The sequence below is a fragment of the Acinetobacter sp. KAM396 genome (assembly GCF_021602765.1).
Taxonomy (GTDB): Bacteria; Pseudomonadota; Gammaproteobacteria; order Pseudomonadales; family Moraxellaceae; genus Acinetobacter; species Acinetobacter towneri_A.
This window is the reverse complement of the sequence record NZ_BPPH01000075.1, coordinates 1-1960: the sequence shown is the minus strand read 5'-3', so window position 1 is coordinate 1960 and position 1960 is coordinate 1. Positions and strand designations below refer to the sequence as shown.

3 protein-coding genes are annotated in these 1960 nt (G+C 39.7%); 2 read left to right on the top strand and 1 reads right to left on the bottom strand.

Annotated elements, in window-relative coordinates; translation table 11 throughout:
- Position 1 precedes the first annotated feature (1 nt).
- The gene (locus tag L6C30_RS14475) at positions 2 to 235 is read left to right on the top strand and encodes a type II toxin-antitoxin system RelE/ParE family toxin (RefSeq protein ID WP_171505533.1); all 234 of its coding nucleotides are present in this window, start codon (positions 2 to 4) and stop codon (positions 233 to 235) included.
- Here the strand turns inward: L6C30_RS14475 and L6C30_RS14470 are convergent.
- Positions 226 to 528, bottom strand: a complete 303-nt coding sequence (locus L6C30_RS14470; RefSeq protein ID WP_119054817.1) for a mobilization protein — start codon at positions 526 to 528, stop codon at positions 226 to 228. The genes L6C30_RS14475 and L6C30_RS14470 overlap by 10 nt on opposite strands.
- A 220-nt stretch (positions 529 to 748) precedes the next feature.
- Between L6C30_RS14470 and mobQ the strand changes: the two genes are divergently transcribed.
- The gene (gene mobQ / locus L6C30_RS14465; RefSeq protein ID WP_151711588.1) at positions 749 to 1948 is read left to right on the top strand and encodes a MobQ family relaxase; all 1200 of its coding nucleotides are present in this window, start codon (positions 749 to 751) and stop codon (positions 1946 to 1948) included.
- Positions 1949 to 1960: the final 12 nt, after the last annotated feature.

Below are 1960 nucleotides of genomic sequence, written 5' to 3'. Positions count from 1 at the left end.
TTTGGAAGCAATAATTGACTATATCGCCAATCATAATACTGTTGCCGCATATGACCTAGAAGACCATATTCTACAATCTGCTGAAGATTTGGCAGAACACCCATACAAAGGGCGTAATGGTCGAAGAGCAGGAACAAGAGAGTTACTTGTCCATCCAAATTATTGGTTAGTCTATGAGGTTTCAGACCTGATTCGCATTACCAATGTAATACATACGAGTAGACTCTATCCCTGATCAAGAGGGGATAGTCCAAACAGTTTTCTATCTCGTTCGGCTGTCAGATAGTTTTCCAGTTCATCTAAAATTTGAGAATTGAAATCTGGGTTACTATCCATTTTTTTCTTCAGATAAGAACCAAGCAAAATTTTTATACGTGTGTCGTCTTTTCTGTCCTGCTCTTTTTTACGTGCCTTTTCTCTTGCTTCAGCAGCTTGTTTTTGGGCTTTTAATTGCTTTAGTTTTTGCTCTTGCTGTTCAATTTTCTGTTCTAAAGTCAGCTTTTGTTTTGGCTCTTTTTCGTCTGTCATGCTCTTTTCCAATCAAGGATTCTTCTCGATCATAAGCGCATTTGTACTGGCGTACAAGATGCTATATGATACTCAAAGAATCCCCGAAGGGCGCACTTAGCCATTAACCCATACACTTCGTATGGGTTAATGGTGCGAAAGGGGAAATCCCCCTTTACCCCCTGACAAATTTCGTTCCTCAATTTGTATTTCGCTAAAGCGAAATAAGAGCAAAAGCAAAATGGCGATATATCATTTTTCAGTTAAAGCGATCAGTAGAAGTGATGGACGTAGTGCCGTTGCTTGTGCTGCCTATCGAAGTGGTGAAAAATTGGTATGTGACTATTATGGGATAGAGCAGGATTACACAAAAAAAAGCGGTGTTGAATTTACAAATATTTATGCACCAGAGAATACAAATCCCAATTTGTTAGATCGTCAAAAATTGTGGAATGCTGTAGAAAAATCAGAGCGCAGAAAAGATGCTTTACTTGCCCGTGAATTTGAAATTGCCTTTCCCAAAGAATTAAACCAGGAACAACGCCAAACCCTACTCGATGAGTTATGCCAAGGCATTGTAAAAAAACATGGTGTTGTTGTTGATGCAGCAATTCACGCACCGCATACAGGTAGTGGATCTGACGAACGTAACTATCACGCACACATCATGTTTACGACTAGAGCGATTGACCCCGAAAACGGTGAATTTTCAGCAAAAAAATATCGAGATTTTAGTCGTGACAGTGGTACTCAAACTGTCAGCGACTGGAGACAGTATTTTGCAGATTTAACCAACGATCATTTAGCAACAGCTGGCTTTTCAGTTCGTGTCGATCATCGCAGCTATAAAAATCAAGAAAATGGACTTGAAGCGACAACACACGAGGGGCCGAAAGTGACTCAGCTTCGCAGACAAGGTATAACGACCGAGATCAGTCTTAAAAATGACGAGATCAAAGAGCGTAACTTTAATATCCTCATGCTAGATAACGAAATTAAGGTGTCAGAAAACCTGATTGAGGATCTACGCAAAGAAGCTCAACAAAATAACATTGATGATCTTTTTTACTCAAAAAACACTCAAAAAATAAATGAAAAAAGCAGTTTTGAACTTTTAGATGTTTTTTTTGGCTCAAAACCCCCTCTAAACACGGTTGAAAATGACAAGTTTGTTATGTTTGACGAGAGCCTGATTGACTTAAATACAAAGTTAAACTTAACGCAACTCGGCAATATGCTTAATGACGCACAAGCCAAAGCTGATGCACAAGCCAAAGCTGATGCACAAGCCAAAGCTGATGCACAAGCCAAAGCTGATGCACAAGCCAAAGCTGATGCACAAGCCAAAGCTGACGCACAAGCCAAAGCTGACGCACAAGCCAAAGCTGATGCAGAGCCGATGACGTATTTAAGGAGGTCAGATAATCATTTTAATATGTAGGACACTTTAATG

Excerpts from the sequence above, each read along its gene's own strand:
- L6C30_RS14470 (WP_119054817.1), bottom strand. The coding sequence starts at position 528 with ATGACAGACGAAAAAGAGCCAAAACAAAAGCTGACTTTAGAACAGAAA.
- mobQ (WP_151711588.1), top strand. The coding sequence starts at position 749 with ATGGCGATATATCATTTTTCAGTTAAAGCGATCAGTAGAAGTGATGGA.